Source organism: Agrobacterium sp. 10MFCol1.1 (genome assembly GCF_000381165.1).
GTDB classification, from domain to species: domain Bacteria; phylum Pseudomonadota; class Alphaproteobacteria; order Rhizobiales; family Rhizobiaceae; genus Agrobacterium; species Agrobacterium tumefaciens.
In genome coordinates, this window is the sequence record NZ_KB906074.1 from 275,465 (window position 1) to 290,588 (window position 15,124).

At 57.4% G+C, this 15,124-nt stretch carries 12 protein-coding genes; 6 read left to right on the forward strand and 6 right to left on the reverse strand.

Annotated elements, in window-relative coordinates:
* Positions 1-339: 339 nt before the first annotated feature.
* Complete coding sequence (locus F617_RS0109675) at positions 340-894, forward strand: hypothetical protein (protein WP_026330763.1); 555 nt, start codon at positions 340-342, stop codon at positions 892-894.
* Positions 895-963: 69 nt separating this feature from the next.
* Here F617_RS0109675 and ade read toward each other — a convergent pair whose 3' ends face one another.
* Entirely contained in the window at positions 964-2,658 is a 1,695-nt protein-coding gene (ade, locus tag F617_RS0109680; RefSeq protein ID WP_019565181.1) for an adenine deaminase, read from the reverse strand.
* Positions 2,659-2,934: 276 nt separating this feature from the next.
* Between ade and F617_RS0109685 the strand changes: the two genes are divergently transcribed.
* Complete coding sequence (locus tag F617_RS0109685) at positions 2,935-3,879, forward strand: HD-GYP domain-containing protein (RefSeq protein WP_019565182.1); 945 nt, start codon at positions 2,935-2,937, stop codon at positions 3,877-3,879.
* A 76-nt stretch (positions 3,880-3,955) separates the two neighbouring features.
* On the opposite strand, the gene F617_RS0109690 is transcribed toward F617_RS0109685, so the two are convergent.
* Positions 3,956-6,145 (reverse strand): anthranilate synthase, encoded by a 2,190-nt coding sequence (locus tag F617_RS0109690; RefSeq protein ID WP_003513614.1) that lies wholly within the window; start codon positions 6,143-6,145, stop codon positions 3,956-3,958.
* A 282-nt stretch (positions 6,146-6,427) separates the two neighbouring features.
* On the opposite strand from F617_RS0109690, the gene F617_RS0109700 reads away from it, so the two are divergent.
* The gene (locus tag F617_RS0109700) at positions 6,428-7,324 is read left to right on the forward strand and encodes an extensin family protein (protein ID WP_013636636.1); all 897 of its coding nucleotides are present in this window, start codon (positions 6,428-6,430) and stop codon (positions 7,322-7,324) included.
* A gap of 55 nt (positions 7,325-7,379) precedes the next feature.
* On the opposite strand, the gene F617_RS0109705 is transcribed toward F617_RS0109700, so the two are convergent.
* Positions 7,380-9,620: a TonB-dependent hemoglobin/transferrin/lactoferrin family receptor gene (locus tag F617_RS0109705; RefSeq protein ID WP_013636635.1), complete on the reverse strand. Its 2,241-nt coding sequence runs from the start codon at positions 9,618-9,620 to the stop codon at positions 7,380-7,382.
* Positions 9,621-9,979: 359 nt separating this feature from the next.
* On the opposite strand from F617_RS0109705, the gene F617_RS0109710 reads away from it, so the two are divergent.
* The gene (locus tag F617_RS0109710) at positions 9,980-10,501 is read left to right on the forward strand and encodes a TIGR00645 family protein (protein ID WP_013636634.1); all 522 of its coding nucleotides are present in this window, start codon (positions 9,980-9,982) and stop codon (positions 10,499-10,501) included.
* Positions 10,502-10,601: 100 nt separating this feature from the next.
* Complete coding sequence (locus F617_RS0109720; protein WP_013636633.1) at positions 10,602-11,318, forward strand: helix-turn-helix transcriptional regulator; 717 nt, start codon at positions 10,602-10,604, stop codon at positions 11,316-11,318.
* 26 nt (positions 11,319-11,344) lie between these two features.
* Here the strand turns inward: F617_RS0109720 and F617_RS0109725 are convergent, their stop codons facing one another.
* From F617_RS0109725 to F617_RS0109735, 3 genes are all read right to left on the reverse strand, one after another.
* Positions 11,345-12,502 carry a DUF2333 family protein gene (locus F617_RS0109725; RefSeq protein WP_026330764.1) on the reverse strand — a complete coding sequence of 386 codons (1,158 nt, stop codon included), beginning with the start codon at positions 12,500-12,502 and terminating at the stop codon, positions 11,345-11,347.
* 238 nt (positions 12,503-12,740) lie between these two features.
* On the reverse strand, positions 12,741-13,193 hold the full coding sequence (locus F617_RS0109730) for a pseudoazurin (RefSeq protein ID WP_019565186.1): 453 nt from the start codon (positions 13,191-13,193) through the stop codon (positions 12,741-12,743).
* A 114-nt stretch (positions 13,194-13,307) separates the two neighbouring features.
* Entirely contained in the window at positions 13,308-13,889 is a 582-nt protein-coding gene (locus F617_RS0109735) for a thymidine kinase (RefSeq protein ID WP_003513599.1), read from the reverse strand.
* 287 nt (positions 13,890-14,176) lie between these two features.
* On the opposite strand from F617_RS0109735, the gene F617_RS0109745 reads away from it, so the two are divergent.
* Positions 14,177-15,079 carry a choline ABC transporter substrate-binding protein gene (locus F617_RS0109745; protein ID WP_233283658.1) on the forward strand — a complete coding sequence of 301 codons (903 nt, stop codon included), beginning with the start codon at positions 14,177-14,179 and terminating at the stop codon, positions 15,077-15,079.
* Positions 15,080-15,124: the final 45 nt, after the last annotated feature.

Genomic DNA, 15,124 nt, shown 5'->3' on the forward strand with positions numbered 1-15,124 from the left:
TCCGTTTCGCCTTGTCTGAACCGGCATTTTCATGCGGACGTCGCTCGGCTCTTTTATGATCATTCCGGGAGCTTGCGCCACGCTGGACTTGGTGACGCGATGCAAATTGCCCATAGGCGATAGTACATATTTTCATACTAATTAATGTATTAATTTATTTAAAAATATGAAAATTTGAATTAATTTATGTAATTCATCATTTTTAATCTAATAAAAACGAAATATTCTGTTCATTTTTATTTCTTATGAATTTGGCGAGCTTTGCGCAAGTTTGGATTATTATTGACTGAATAGTTATATATTTTCGGATAATAACTATAAAGCGAAGTAGGGATTGTCATGTCCGTTTCGATCAAGAATTCGAGTCAACTTACCACCGCTAGTTCCGCATCCTCACGTTCCAAGGTTCAGACTGCCCCCGCGACATCCATCAGAAGCGTTTTCGCTTCCGGACAATCGTCAGTCCGCGCATCCACAACGAATGCAACGCCAAAAATGTCGTCAATCGAATATCTCGCGTCATCAGGCTTTATGCGAAATCTGAAGGTCAAGCTTTCGACAGCGGGGGACGACCCGGCGCAATACCTGCGTTCCCAATCGATGATGAGTGCTCTTGCGGGCGGGCGCTTGCAGATCTCGGACCCCACGCAGGGCAAATCTATAAGCGCATGGGATCCGAGTCAGAAAAACGCCAGGTCGACAACTGCTACGGATATCGCCAAGACCAACTGGGCGGATTTCCTGAACTCGCAGCTCAAACGTAACGAAAGCGGCCTTCTTTCCAAGGATGCAAGTGGCAGCTATGTCGACAAGACGACTGGCAACCACGCCTATTTTGGCAGGGTCGCGGGCAAATATTACTATGTGACCTGGCCTGCAGAAACGAAAACCTGAGACGGCTCGCGCCGTCTCAGAAACGCGGCATAAGTAGATTACGCTGTTTCCGGCCGATAAACTCCATCGTCAGATCAGTGCAAACCGATCCACATCCACCATGCCCATGTCGGAAATCTTCAGGTGCGGGATGACGGGTAGCGGCAGGAAAGCCACCTGCAGGAAAGGCTCCTCGAGCGTCGTGCCGAGCGCATAGGCTGCCTTTCGCAGGGTGTGGAGCGTGTCTCGCACCGTTTCGTAAGGTTCGAGGCTCATCAACCCGGCCACCGGGAGCGCAATCTCGCCCGTCACCTTGCCGTCTTCGACTACCACAAAACCGCCCTTGATTTCGCCGAGCCGGTTGGCGGCCAGCGCCATGTCGTCCTCGTTAACGCCGACAACGCAGATATTGTGGCTGTCATGACCGACAGTGGAGGCGATGGCACCCTTCTTCAGCCCGAAGCCCTGCACGAAGCCGTTGGCGTGGTTGCCGTTCTTGCCATGGCGCTCGATGACGGCGACCTTGATGATGTCGTTTGCGAGATCGACAGTCGTCTGGTTGCCGTCCGTCGGCAGCGTGTAGCGGCGATGTTCGGTGATGATCTTGCCGGGGAGCACGCCCATCACCGGGGTCTCGCCTTGCGCGACCGGCACGCCGAAATGGGCGGCGAGCACGGGTCTTGCCTTGACGCTGTCAAGACCGACGGGCGCGACCGGCTTGCGGGTGGCAAACAGCGCGTCATCGACGATACGGCCGCCGGAGAAGACCATGCCGGCCTTGCAGTTCTGCAAGGTATCGATCACCACGAGGTCGGCGCGCCAGCCCGGTGCGATAAGACCGCGATCGCGCAGGCCGAAGGCCTTTGCGGCGGAAATCGAGGCGGCGCGGTAGATGGCGAGCGGTTCCACGCCGTTGGCGATTGCCGTGCGGATCATATAATCGAGATGACCCTGTTCGGCGATGTCGAGTGGGTTGCGGTCATCGGTGCAAAGCGCAAGATAAGGCGACAGACGCTCGGTGATAACAGGCATCAGGGCGTGCAGGTCTTTTGAGACCGAGCCTTCGCGCACGAGAATATGCATGCCCTTGCGGATCTTTTCCAAAGCCTCGGCAGCACTGGTGCACTCATGTTCGGTGCGGATGCCGGCTGCCAGATATCCGTTCAGCGCCGTTCCCGACAGAAGCGGCGCGTGTCCGTCGATATGCTGTCCCTGAAAGGCTTCGAGTTTTGCCATGCATACCGGGTCTTTGTGGATGACACCCGGAAAATTCATGAATTCGGCAAGGCCGATAACCTTCGGATGATCACGGAACGGCAGCAGTTTTTCGATCGGCAGATCGGCGCCCGAGGTTTCCAGATGGGTTGCGGGCACGCAGGACGAGAGCTGCACGCGGATGTCCATGATGGTTTCCATGGAACTGTCCAGGAAGAACCGAAGCCCCTCCGCGCCCAGAACATTGGCGATCTCATGCGGGTCGCAGATGGCGGTGGTAACGCCGTAGGGCAGAACGCAGCGGTCGAATTCGTGCGGCGTCACCAGCGATGATTCGATGTGGAGATGGGTATCGATGAAACCTGGAACGACGATTTTCCCCGAAATGTCGATTTCCCGGCGACCCTTGTAGCTTTCGCAAGTTCCAACGATGGTATCGCCGCATATGGCGATGTCGGAGGCAACAAGTTCTCCAGTTACGAGGTCGAAGAATCGTCCGCCCTTGAGAACTATATCTGCCGGTTCACGGCCCGTACCCTGATCGATGCGCGTTTCAAGTTTCGAATTCATGCGGCTTTTCTTCGGCTCCTGGTTTACGTCGTTCGCGAGAATTTTCAGTATTTACATTCTTAGGTTGTTTCTTGGCTTAATCGAATTGATTCTTTGCGTTTTAAATATATCCAGAGTAAAAAATTTTCATATTCGTGCTATCTTATGTTTAAGTTCCAAAATTGAACAATGTTAGGAATGCGTAACTTACCCTTGCAGGGATACCGGTTGGTTCCGGTCTTTTCAGCATTTGCCAGTGCAGGTTACCATTCCCGGGAAGGAAAATAAAAGCGTCTGATGCTCAAACGAATTTCTACCCAGCAATTGACGGTTGGCATGTTTATCGAAGCGGTCGAGGGAGCGCTTTCGAACAGCGGATTTTTGCAGCGATATCGATTTCTTCTGCGCCATGAAGAGTTGATGCGTCAATTGAAATTGAGCGGCGCTGAAAGCATCATCATCAATACGGCCAAGGGAAACGATATCGAGGGTAGGCCGTACTCTGGAACCGTCCCGCCGCGATTAAACAATGGCCCCGAAACCATGGCTGCCATTACCCATGCCGTGCGCTCTGCCGCCGATGCCATTGCCGAGACATTTGCCGTTGCCGAAGCCGGTGGCTGCGTGTCCCTCAAGGGCATGACTGCGGCGGCCGGCAAGATTTCCGATGCGGTCCAGTCGAACCCGGCGATTTTCATCGGGGTTACCCGGTTGAAGTCGAAGGACGAGACGACCTTCGTGCATTCGGTTTCCGTCAGCGGGTTGATGATCCATTTTGGCAATTATCTCGGGCTGGAGAAGGAAACGGTCGATCTGCTCGGCATCAGCGGCCTGCTGCACGATATCGGCAAGGTGGAAATTCCTTCGTCGATCCTCAACAAGGCGGAAGGTTTAAGCGCCACCGAGCGGGAAATCATCAATCTTCATCCAACGTTCGGCCGGGATATCTTGTCGCGCAACGAGCAGATGCCGGCCATGGTTCTGGATGTCTGCTTCAATCATCACGAGCGCATTGATGGCGGCGGTTATCCCAGCGGCTGCGCCGGAAACGAGATCAGTCTTCACGCGCGCATTGCGGCGATCTGCGATGTCTATGACGCCGTAACCTCGGTTCGGCCCTACAAGAAGCCTTGGACGGCAAACGAAGCGCTGACGTGGATGTTGCGCCGGGAAGGCCACTTCGACATGCAACTTTTGAAGAAATTCGCGCTGTGCATTTCCACATCGCTGCCGCGTAGCTAGGCAGCAGGCGATCTCGAAGTCGCGCTGTTTGAGGCTTGCCCGGCGGCGCCGAAGTGACGCCGCCGATGCAGGATGTTTACGCTGCCTTGGTTTTCGCCTTGCGGGTCAGATGCACCACGACGTTCTCGATCATGCGCATGCCGGCATCCTGGCCGAGAGTCATGATCGATTCCGGGTGGAACTGAACGGCGGCTACCGGTTCCTTGGCGTGTTCGATGCCCATGATCGTGCCGTCTTCACTTTCAGCGGTGATGATGAAATCACGCGGAAGGGTGGAAGGGTCGGCGAAGATCGAATGGTAGCGACCGACGGTCACTTCCTTGCCGAGACCGGAGAAGACCAGGCCTGGCTCCAGCACGCGGATGCGTGAGGGCTTGCCGTGCATTGGTACCGCAAGTTGGCGAAGTTCGCCGCCATAGGCTTCCGCCAGCGCCTGAAGACCGAGGCACACGCCGAAGATCGGCAACTCGCGGGCGCGGGCGGCCTTGATCGTCGCCTTGCAGTCGAAATCCGTCGGGCTGCCCGGTCCGGGCGAAAGCACGACGAGATCGGGCTGGAAGCGGTCGAAGACCTCCGCTGCGACCGGCGTTCTGACGGTGGAAACTGTGGCACCCGTCTGACGGAAATAATTCGCCAGCGTGTGCACGAAACTGTCTTCGTGATCGACCAGCAGGATTTTGACGCCGGTGCCGACCTTGGCGGCATCGCGCTTGGTGGCGGCCGAGTTTGTGGCTTTTGCATCGCGAATGGCCGCGATCATGGCGGATGCCTTCAGTTCGGTTTCGGCTTCTTCTTCCTGCGGATTGGAATCATTGAGAAGCGTCGCACCGGCGCGGACTTCCGCGATGCCATCCTTGATACGGATGGTGCGCAGCGTAAGCCCGGTATTCATGTCGCCGTTGAAACCGACCATGCCGATTGCACCGCCATACCAGGCGCGCGGGCTCTTTTCATGGCTTTCAATGAAGCGCATGGCCCAGAGCTTCGGTGCGCCGGTGACGGTGACGGCCCAGGCGTGGCTGAGGAAGCCATCGAAGGCATCCATGTCGTCGCGCAGACGGCCCTCGATGTGGTCGACCGTGTGGATGAGGCGCGAATACATCTCGATCTGGCGGCGGCCGATGACCTTCACCGAACCCGGCTCGCAGACGCGGCTCTTGTCGTTGCGGTCCACATCCGAGCACATGGTCAGTTCGGACTCGTCCTTCTTCGAATTCAGCAGCTTCAGGATCTGCTCGCTGTCGGCAATCGGGTCGTCGCCACGCTTGATGGTGCCTGAAATCGGGCAGGTCTCAATGCGACGGCCGGAGACTCGCACGAACATTTCCGGCGAAGCACCGACCAGATATTCCTGATGACCGAGATTGATGAAGAAGGAATAGGGCGAAGGGTTGATCGCCTTCAGGCGGCGGGAGATCGCCGATGGATTGCTTTCGCAGCGCTCCATGAACTTCTGGCCGGGAACGACCTCGAACAGATCGCCGCGTCGGAAGCTTTCCTTGGCCTTCACCACCAGCTCGGAATATTCGCCGGGACGGTGATCGCCCTTGGGCGGGATCGTGTCGGTGGTCTTGAAGGGATCGGGCGCGATCTCTGAGGACTTGCCGTCCGTCGTTACACCGTCCTTCTCGAAATCGTAACGGTCGATCCAGGCCTTGGCGGAATAATGGTCCACGACGAGAATTTCGTCGGGCAGATACAGCACCATGTCGCGCTGGTCTTCCGGGCGCGCGAGCGAAAGCTTGATCGCGTCGAACTGGAAAGCGAGATCGTAACCGAAGGCGCCGAACAGGCCGATGGCCGAATCCGCATTCGAATAGAACAGGTCGACGATGGCGCGCAGCGCCGTGAAGACGGTCGGGATTTTCGAGCGTTCTTCTTCCGTAAAGACGCGGTCCGGCTCGTTGACCGTGAGGTCGAGACGGCGGACGGAGGATGCGCCCAGCGTCAGATCGGGCGTCGCCTTCAGCTTTTCGGTGATGAAGTCGAGCAGTACTTCGCCGCGGCCGTTATAGGCTTCGATCCACATCTGGCGACCGAAGCAGGAAATGCCGAGCGGCGGATCGATGATGGCCGTATCCCAGCGCGTGTAGCGGCCCGGATATTCGTAGTTGGACGAGAAAACCGCGCCGCGATGGGCATCGAGCTTTTCGATGTAGTTGTCGATGGCGCTGGCATATTCGGCGGCGCGACGCTTTCGGCTGACCTTTATGCCGCCTTTCGTCTCGTAGGTTTCCGCTCCGTCATCCTGAATGATCGTTACCATTTCTTTCGCACTTCCCGTTTTTCAGGCCCGATGACAGGCGGCAGAATAACAAAAAAGCCGCCTGAAAATTCGGGCGGCTTGGACTTTGTCTGAAGACATGACTGGTCAAGGCCGCGTAAAGCTGCTCCACCACCAGTTAGCAATGTTCATAGACACGATGTTCATGGGAAAATTGTTAGCCTGCACAATTCGCCTTGGCAAGCGGATTCCGGCGACGGAATGAACCTTACCGGCGCGAGTTGCGTTCCTGTCCTGCCGAAACAGTCAGGAGTGCCCCGGAAAATGCTTCATCGCCTGTGTCTTCTGATGACGAGTCTCGCCCTTATTTCCGCTTCCGAACCGCCGCCACAGGTGCCGGTGCCACAGCCGAAGCCTGGCGAACAGCAAGCACCCGCCACAACGGAAAAGCCGGCCGATAAGGGCGCGCAAACGCCCGAAGACACACCGAAGCCGACCCCCAAGCCGCAACCACCTGAAGAAGGAAAATCCGACGCGGAAGGGAAGGGTGCCGAGGACAAGAAGAAAGACGACAAGGGGCAAAACGGCGGTGAGACGGTAGCTCCAGCTGTCGAAGCAACGAAACCCGAGGAAAAACCGCCGGAGCCTGTGAAGCCGGAAGACCCGGCAAAGCTTCAGGCCTGCCTTGGCGCATTGAAGGAAATCGGCGCGGAATTCAAAGAGCTCGAGCCGATCCGCGACGAAGAGCAGGGGTGCGGTATCGAAGCGCCGATCGAGCTTTCCGTGGTGCTGCCGGGCATCAAGCTTGAACCATCTGGCACCATGCGCTGCGAAACCGCCCTTGCGCTATCGCGCTGGACAAAGGAGATGATGCTGCCGGCTGCGGCTCTCGCCCTGCCGGACAAAAAGGTAACGGCGATTGCCAATGCCTCGACCTATATTTGCCGCAACCGCAACAGTGCCGAAACCGGCAAGATTTCCGAACATGCCAAGGGCAATGCTGTCGATATTTCCACCATCGCCTTTGACAAGGGCGATCCGCTGGTGATGAAGCCGCGCGGCGAGGATGGAACGGTGGAAGGTGCCTTCCAGCGGACGATCACAGCCGCCGCCTGCCTGTTCTTCCGAACCGTTCTTTCCCCCGGCAGCGACGCGACCCATCAGGATCACCTGCATCTCGACGTGCTGGAGCGAAAGGGAGGTTATCTCTACTGCCGCTGATAAAAAGGGGGCGACCCGAAGGCCGCCCCGACTGGAGATGATGTTCCGACCGGGTTCAGAATTTCTGGGTCAGAGAGATTTTGAAGGTGCGTCCCGCTTCCGTATAGAAGTCGACAGGCTGGTTGACGGTGCTGACGGCATTGGGGTTGACGTCACGAACGCCGACGGCGTTCCAGTATTGCTTGTCGAACAGGTTATAGACGCCGGCCTGAATACGCAGGCCCTTGGTCTGTTCCGGTTCCCACCAGCCGGTCAGGTTGAAGATGCCGTAACCGGGTGCGTCGTAGGTTGTGGCCACCTTGTCGTCACGCATATGCGAGGAGAAGATGCCGGTGAATTCCGTGCCCCAAGTCTCCTGTGCGTAGCCGACGCCGAGGACGGACTTGAACGGCGCCACCGTGCGGATGAATTCGTTGCTGTCTGTATCTTTGCCATAAGCATAAGCAAGCGACGCATGGGCGAAGAAGCCGTTTGCGAGTTCCTTGCGGACCCTGGCTTCCACGCCGGAGATTTCAACATTGTTGCGGTTGCGATAGGTGAAGAGCGATCCGTTGCCCCTGCCGCCGAAGCCGGGGAACAGCGTCGTCGAGGTCGTGTATTGCTCGATGAAGTTCTTGTACTTGTTGTGGAACAGCGTCAGGCTCCCCGTCAGATCGCCGGATGCGTAATTGGCGCCGATTTCAAAGCCGTTGCTGGTTTCGGGGTTGAGCGCGGAGTTGCCGACCACGGCATAACCCGAGCTGATATTCGAGAAGTTCAGATAAAGCTCGTTGATGGTCGGAGCGCGATAGGCCATCGACCATTGTGCGAAGAGCTGCAATTCCGGTGTCACGTCGTATGTCGCGAGCAGCTTCGGCGAGAAGCGCGAACCGCTATTGCCGCTTGGCAGGCCGAAGGTGTTGTAACCGCTGTTGCTGGATACCGAGCCATCCGGATCGTAATCGTAGGAATCGAAGCGCAGTCCGGGGGTCAGCCTGAAACCGTTTCCAAACGCGATTTCGTCATCGAGATAGAGGCCAAGGCTCTTGCCGCTCACGTCAGGCATGTCCGACTGTGACGATGAGGTCACTCCGCCTGTGTTGGCATAAAGCGCCTGGCTGAAATCGGTTGTCATGGCGTTGCCGCCGAAGCGCACGGTGTGCTGCACGCCGCCGAGTTCGAAGCCGGATTCAAGGCCGCCGACGATGCCGAAAGCGCTGTTGCGCATGCTGTCTTCGCGGATATAGAGCGAGTTGTTGGTCAGCCGGTTGCCAGCGCCGGATTCCTTGGAGAGGCGCGTCCAGTAGAGCGACAGATTGGCTGCATCGATCAGGCTGTCTGTCGACGGCGCTTCATATTCGTAATCAAGCGATACGCGGTCGCGCTCCGTATCCTCGTAGCCGCTGTAGTCGCCAATGCGGTAAGTCGATCCCGATACGCTGACGCCTTGCAGGGTTCGCATGTCGCTGCGATCTCTCAATGAATAACGCTCGGCCGTAAGTCCGATGCGGTGGCCGCCTTCCAGATCCTGGCGGATCTTGAACATCAGGTTGCTTTCGTAGGTATCTGCCGGGTTGGGCTTGGTGCGGCGGGTTCCGTAGATATCGGCGAAGCCCTTATTGTCCGTTTCGTTGCCGCGCTTGTAGGAGCCTTGGAACAGAACCGAGGTGTTTTCGATCTTCTTTGCAACGGCGAGCGATCCGCCGACGCTTCTGTCCTCGCTGTCATAGGTGGTCTTGGCAACACCGCCCCAGTCCTTGCCTTCACCGATCAGGTCTTCCGGCTCAAGCGTGCGCAGAACGAGTGCGCCGCCAAGGGCGCCGGAACCGATGCGGCTGGAATCGGCGCCGCGTACAACGTCAACCGTGGAAAGCGATGAAAAATCAAAGCTCGAACTGGTATCACTCAGGGTCGTCGTGGCCTGTCCCTGACGGGCGAAATTGTTGAAGTATGGAACGGGAATATTGTCGATCAGGGTCACGACACGGGCGCCGCCCAGACCGCGAATGAACAGGCCGCCGGGCCTGCCGGGCTTGGCATCCACATAATCGACACCCGGCTCGGTGGAGTTTCCGAGGTCCTTGATGCTGCCGATGTCTTTCTTCCTGATGTCTTCCGCCGTCGTCTGGCTTGCAAGCGGTGTGTCGGCGGCTGCATTCGCGCTTTTGACGCGCTTGCCCTTGACCACGATCTTCTCCAGCGTGGTGGTGTCGTTCGTCTGCGACGCGGCATCCTGCGATTGCGCAGGTCCGGCAAAGGGCAGAAGAGACATGGCAGTGCACAAAAACAGCGCCGAATGTGTGCGCGAGATGGACATTAAATACCCCCGGATAAGGCGCGCGCAGAAGCTATGGCGCGCAAAAACGCGCCGCGCTTGCTGTCGCGGCTGAAACTGTTTTGATTTGTTACGGGCAAGCCGATTGCTGAGGACTAAAAAACATGATCATAACTGTCAACATATTATATATGACTTTTATCATCATGTTTTAAAGCATAACGGTGCGTGGCAAAAATGTGACGCCCCGTGAGACTGCATCCGGACCGGTGGAGAGGCCCGAAAATGCCGGGTTCCGGCCAAAGTCCCGACATTGACGCTTGCTAGGATATTCGCAGCCAGTTTAGATGGCGGAAGAATGCATGCTCCAACAATATACAAAAAAGTAATCGGATACGGAAATGAAGTCACTTGAACTGCTCGTCGAGCGGATCATTCTCTCCAGCCGCTGGCTGCTTGTCGTGTTTTATCTCGGGCTCGTTGCGGCGCTGGCCGTTTATGCATTTTCCTTCGTGCTGAAGTTCCTGAAGGTCGCCAAAAACGTTTTCACTTACGACGAATCGGACATGATCCTCGCCATGCTCGGGCTGATCGATGCGGCGCTGGTCGCGAGCCTTATCGTCATGGTGATGATCTCCGGCTATGAGAATTTCGTCAGCCGTTTCGATGAGGCGGATGACGAGGTTTCGTTTCTGGGCAAGCTTGATGCCGGCAGCCTGAAAATCAAGGTCGCATCGTCGATTGTGGCGATTTCGTCGATCCACCTGCTACAGATATTCCTCAACGCCAGTCAGTATACGGATAGCCAGTTGATGTGGTTCACCATCATCCATCTGGCCTTTGTCGTCTCGGCGGTCATGCTCGGTTTCCTGGAGAAACTGATGGCCAAGCCGAAGGATAAACCCGAAAAACCGGCACTTTAGTCAAGGTGGTCCGCCCGATATGAAGGTTGCAACACTGTTTGCCCATGCCGCCTGGTCGTCGCTTCTGGGTGTCCTGCGCCCACCGCCGGGTGGCGCCTGAATGCCAAAGACGGAACGCCAGGCCAGACTTTGCCGCGACCTTTCGGCTGCCATTGACAGACCCCAATGGCTGGCGGCGCTGCAGCAGGTGATGCAGGCGTTCAGTTATTCCTACGTGACCTTGCTGAAGCTGCCGAGCATTCGCAATGCCTATGCCCTGCCGATAGTGGTGGAAAGCAGCCTGCCGGTGTGGGTGGTGAATGCGATGACCCGGGACGGTGAACTTGCAGATTGTCCCGTCATAAAGCGCGGCGCTTCATCGATGATGCCGCAATACTGGTCTCTTGACGATAAGGACATCAACTGCGGCTCGCTGCTGGAAGTCTCAACCCTGCTGCGCGGCATGGGCATCACCTCCGGTCTTCTGGTGCCGGTGAACGGCATGGACGGAAACCGGCATCTGATGAATTTCGCGGGCGATTGCGATGTCCTGTCGCAGGGTTCGCTGAACGAGCTGTGCATGATCGCCCTTCACGCCCTGGAGGCCTATGACCGGCTTTGTCGTGCAGGCTCAAAACTCCCCTCACCACTGACGAAGCGGGAACTCGACGTGGTTCGCTGGACTGCGCAGGGCAAGACCTCCGTGGAGATTGCCGAGCTTCTGTCCATCTCGGAGCACACCGTCAATACCTATATGAACAACGCCATTCGCAAGCTCGATTGCGTCAACCGCGCGCAGCTGGTGGCCAAGACAATACGCCTTGGCCTGATAAGCTGATTTTCATGCCGGTCCAAGCTGTTGACTTACCTGTCGAGAACGGAGCGAAGCTCGACGAGGTTGGAGCGAACGCGCAGAACATAAAATCCCATGGTGGCAAGGTGCGAGGGCATGATCCAACCGCTTTCGTCGCCGTTGGAAATGATCGCCGGCTGGATGCGTAGCGCCGCACGGGTCTGTCCCAGGGTGTCGTTCCAGAGATTGGTCAGATTGCGTTCGCGAATAACCTGCGCGAAGTCCGATCCGGCTGCTGATAGCACGCCGTAATAACCATAGAGCTGGCCATAGGCGAACCAGAAACGGTCGTCCGCGCGAGTGTCGAACCAGCCGCCATTATAGTTTTCCGAACGCTCGCGCAGAATGGCCGATGTCGAGCCGATATCGCCGGCAATGCGGTCGATGAACTGGATGAGGTTATCGGCGCGGGTATCGAAGACGGCCTTGCAGGCGGTGAGTTCACCGTTAAATGCCTGGAAGCTGCGGATGGCGGCGCGATAGTAGCTCGGTGTCGGTGTTTTGGGGCCAAACGGATCGAGGCCGAAATACCAGGAATATTCGCTGAACTGCATGTTCCCGCGCGCTTCCTGGAGATTGTTGTTAATACCGGATGTTCCGCGAACGCGACCGAGGGTATCCACCAGTTCCACCGCGGTGCGGCGCACCGCCTGGTTCACGCCGCGCTGGAAGGACGCCTTGTTGTCCAGAAATGGCGTGCTGTCCCAGTCCACGCCGAAAAGGCCGAGACGATAGAGCAGCATGGAGGAAATCCATGCATTCTGATTGACGTTGAAATCGGTAAGATCGGCGGCGGCATCGACGATAGCCGAGCGCTGGCATACCGGTGCGGAGGTGTTTGCGGCAGCACCGGTGGCGCCGGCGGCGGCCGTTGGTGTTGCAGCCGGCAATTCCTGCCCGGGCGGCACCGTGCGTTCGGCAAGCTTGTAACGGGAAATATAATCCGGGTCGAAATTCGTCCAGACCTGCGTTTGCCAGAAGAAGTATCCGTAAAAGCCGGCCAGAAGGATGAGCACCAGAGCGATCGGACCCTTGATGATCCAGTTGCGGTCGCGATACCAGCCGTGGGCGGCCATGAAAGGCCACAGAAGCCAGGCGACGACCAGACCGGCGGCCTTGCCGATGGCGTTGAAGGCTGCCTGAATCAAAGCGGTTATCCGGTCGATCATGTCGTCATAGTCTCCTCTGCCCGTGGGGCTGAACGCCGGAAGGAACAACCGCGGTTCGGCCATGCGCCTTTTGGCGCTTCGCAACAACCGCGGTCGTTTACTGTCTTCCAGATATGTCCCTACCCACCGGGATACAACATGATTGCGAAACTTTTCTCAACCTGCGGTCCGCGCGGGTCGTTCCCGTGTTCCGGAACTACGCGTGGAGCATGTATCGCCCGGACAAGGTGACAGGCGGTTACAGACCGAGCTTGGCAATTTCGGCGTCCAGCCGCTCCCGCGCTTTTTTCGGCAGCTTGCCGGTCTTTATGGCATCCAGATTGGCCGGTGCGGCATCGCCGACCACAACGAGGGCGACCATGCCCATGCCGAGATGCGGCGTGCATTTGACGACGTATGCGCCGTCCTTCTCGACGGTCAGTTTCACCGTCTCGTTCATCTTGCCCTTGAAGTCCGCAACGCCCTCGGGAAGCATTTCCTTGACGGCAGCCGCATCATGACCCTTGTCGACGGGCACGAAGGAAATGACGTCGCCGACAGCTGCCTTGACGGTTGCCGGTTCAAAGACCATCGCCTGACCATCGCTGCCCTTGTTGAGCATCTTTACCTCGATTTCGGCCGACAGGGCGGGAAAGGCAAGGAGGGCAGCAGCGATGGCAAGGCTGGCGACGGTGGCAGTTTTGTTCTGCATATCTTTTACTCCTGAGAGAAAGCACATCCACGCGAATGTGTCCGCATGGTCTTAGCGCAGGAGCAGGGGAGCCATCCTTGCGAAAAATCAAATGCGGCAACCGGCCGCAGACGGTCAGTCGCCCTTGACCGTTTCTACCCAGTGGCGGCGGCAGAAGGAGACGTATTTTTCGTTGCCGCCGACATCGATCTGCGCGCCTTCCTTGACCACATTTCCTTCATTGTCGAAACGGGCGACCATCGTCGCCTTTCGGCCGCAATGGCAGATGGTGCGGATTTCGCGAAGCTCGTCGGCAATGGCGAGCAGTTCCCTGGAGGCCGGGAAAAGCTTGCCCTGAAAATCCGTGCGCAGGCCGTAGGCCATCACCGGAATGTTCAACCGGTCGGCAATACCGGCAAGCTGCCAGACATGGTGTTCGGACAGGAAATTGGCTTCATCGATGAAAACGCAGGCAACGGGCGCTTCGGCATGCAGGGCCTCCACTTCGGAGAAGATATCGGTGTTTGCGTCGAAGGTCCGTGCGTCGGACGACAGGCCGATGCGCGACGCGACCCGGCCGAAGCCGGCCCGATCGTCAAAGGCGGCCGTGAAAATCAACGTGCGCATGCCGCGCTCGTGATAATTATAGGATGCCTGTAACAACATGGTCGACTTGCCGGCGTTCATCGCCGCATAATTGAAATAGAGTTTTGCCATCGTCCACTCCCTTTACACCTTCGCGTCTTTTGACGGCGAAGGGTCGGGTTGAAAAGTGCCGCAACGGGAAAAACACAGATTTCCGCATGCCGCAGCTGTCCGTATCGCGGACTAAAAAGCCGGAGATTTTCATCGTCGTGTCGCAAACGGCGGGCCAAAGCACGCAAATGCACGCGAGTTGATTGTGTCCGGCAGATATTGATAATGGCAAGGGAACGAAAAAAAGGGAGCAAGCGATGTTTGCAAATAGAAGTCGCTGTCTGGCTTTGGCCGCAGCAATCTCCGTCATGACGTTCAATGCAGCCGGCGCTGCGGAGCCGGCAAGTTGTGGCAAGGTTCGTTTTTCCGATGTGGGCTGGACCGACATCACTGCCACCACAGCGACTGCCACGGTGCTGCTGAAGAGCCTCGGTTATGAAACCGACGTCAAGCTTCTCTCGGTGCCCGTTACCTATACATCCCTGAAAAACAAGGACATCGACGTCTTCCTCGGCAACTGGATGCCGACCATGGAAGGCGATATCGCGCCTTACCGCGACGACAAGTCGGTTGAAACGCTGCGTGAAAACCTGACCGGCGCGAAATACACGCTCGCGACCAATGCCAAGGGTGCTGAACTCGGCATCAAGGATTTCAAGGATATCGCGGCCCATAGCGGCGATCTCGGCGGCAAGATCTACGGCATCGAGCCCGGCAATGACGGCAACCGCCTGATCCTCGACATGGTCGCCAAGGACACCTTCGGGCTGAAGAGTTTCGAGGTGGTCGAATCCTCCGAACAGGGCATGCTGTCGCAGGTTGCCCGCGCGGGGAAATCCGGCGAACCGATCGTGTTCCTCGGCTGGGAACCGCATCCCATGAATACGAATTTCAAGCTGACCTATCTGACCGGCGGTGACGAGGTTTTCGGCCCCAATCTCGGCGGAGCGACGATCTACACCAATGTCCGCAAGGGTTACACCGAGGAATGCCCGAATGTTGGCGTCTTTCTCAAGAACCTGGAATTCTCCCTGCCCATGGAAAACGAGATCATGGGCAAGATCCTGAATGATGGCCTCGAGGGCGAAGCGGCGGCGACTGCCTGGCTGAAGGCCAACCCGGCCGCGATCGAACCCTGGCTTGCCAACGTCAAGACCAAGGATGGCAGCGCTGACGCCTTGCCCGCCGTCAAGAAGGCCTTGGGCCTCTAGGTTGCAGACAACGCATGTATCCGGCCTAACCTTGTAAACAGGCCG

Bases quoted from the DNA above. Each gene is read 5' to 3' on its own strand.
- F617_RS0109745 (WP_233283658.1), top strand. From the start codon at position 14,177: ATGACGTTCAATGCAGCCGGCGCTGCGGAGCCGGCAAGTTGTGGCAAG.
- F617_RS0109700 (WP_013636636.1), top strand. From the start codon at position 6,428: ATGCTTCATCGCCTGTGTCTTCTGATGACGAGTCTCGCCCTTATTTCC.
- F617_RS0109675 (WP_026330763.1), top strand. From the start codon at position 340: ATGTCCGTTTCGATCAAGAATTCGAGTCAACTTACCACCGCTAGTTCC.
- F617_RS0109730 (WP_019565186.1), bottom strand. From the start codon at position 13,193: ATGCAGAACAAAACTGCCACCGTCGCCAGCCTTGCCATCGCTGCTGCC.
- F617_RS0109735 (WP_003513599.1), bottom strand. From the start codon at position 13,889: ATGGCAAAACTCTATTTCAATTATGCGGCGATGAACGCCGGCAAGTCG.
- F617_RS0109720 (WP_013636633.1), top strand. From the start codon at position 10,602: ATGCCAAAGACGGAACGCCAGGCCAGACTTTGCCGCGACCTTTCGGCT.
- F617_RS0109725 (WP_026330764.1), bottom strand. From the start codon at position 12,502: ATGATCGACCGGATAACCGCTTTGATTCAGGCAGCCTTCAACGCCATC.
- F617_RS0109690 (WP_003513614.1), bottom strand. From the start codon at position 6,145: ATGGTAACGATCATTCAGGATGACGGAGCGGAAACCTACGAGACGAAA.
- F617_RS0109685 (WP_019565182.1), top strand. From the start codon at position 2,935: ATGCTCAAACGAATTTCTACCCAGCAATTGACGGTTGGCATGTTTATC.
- ade (WP_019565181.1), bottom strand. From the start codon at position 2,658: ATGAATTCGAAACTTGAAACGCGCATCGATCAGGGTACGGGCCGTGAA.
- F617_RS0109710 (WP_013636634.1), top strand. From the start codon at position 9,980: ATGAAGTCACTTGAACTGCTCGTCGAGCGGATCATTCTCTCCAGCCGC.
- F617_RS0109705 (WP_013636635.1), bottom strand. From the start codon at position 9,620: ATGTCCATCTCGCGCACACATTCGGCGCTGTTTTTGTGCACTGCCATG.